The 565-nt window shown below is 73.5% G+C and carries 1 protein-coding gene; it reads left to right on the top strand.

What is annotated here, in order from left to right; translation table 11 throughout:
• Positions 1-308: 308 nt before the first annotated feature.
• Entirely contained in the window at positions 309-494 is a 186-nt protein-coding gene (locus BI06_RS30385; RefSeq protein ID WP_043472832.1) for a hypothetical protein, read from the top strand.
• The last annotated feature ends 71 nt before the right edge of the window (positions 495-565 follow it).

The raw sequence follows: 565 nt of genomic DNA, 5'->3' as shown, positions 1-565 counted from the left end.
CGACGGCGGCGAGCCGCAGGCCGAGCCGGTCGCGACGACGCGGTCCGGCCCAGTGGTTGGCGTTCATGGTGTTCCCTCCCGGACCCGACCCCCGGGCCCCACCGCCACGTTCGCATCCGCACCGCCCCACCCGCGTCGTCCTGCGGGAGGCCCTGCCGGGCCTCTGCGCTGCCTCTGCGCGGCGACTTGCGGTCCACCCTGGGACGGGCGCGGAGTAGCACGAAATCCCCTTCGAGGGGCTTGACTTGACCTTCCCTGGGGGGCGACGCCACAGAAGGTCGACGGCATCGACCTTCTGTGGCGCCGCTGTGCTGCGGCCCGGACACGGCCGGGCGAGCGACGACCACGGACGCGCGGTGGAGGAGGACCGGCGCGTCACCGACACCCGCCAACCGGACAGCGTCGGGCGCACCTACTCCTACGAGAGCGCCACCGAGGTGGTCGTCGTCAACGGCAATGACCGGCCGGACTCGTCCGGGCGCACTGCGTCCTGACGGGGCGGCGGTCCCACCCGGGACCCGTGCCCAGGGACGGTGACGGGTGGTGTCCGGCGTCGTTGATCATG

This window comes from Kitasatospora sp. MBT66 (genome assembly GCF_000710405.2).
In the GTDB taxonomy this organism is placed as follows: Bacteria; Actinomycetota; Actinomycetes; order Streptomycetales; family Streptomycetaceae; genus Kitasatospora; species Kitasatospora purpeofusca.
Note: the sequence above shows the minus strand (reverse complement) of the source record. Positions and strands in the feature narration are given on the sequence as shown.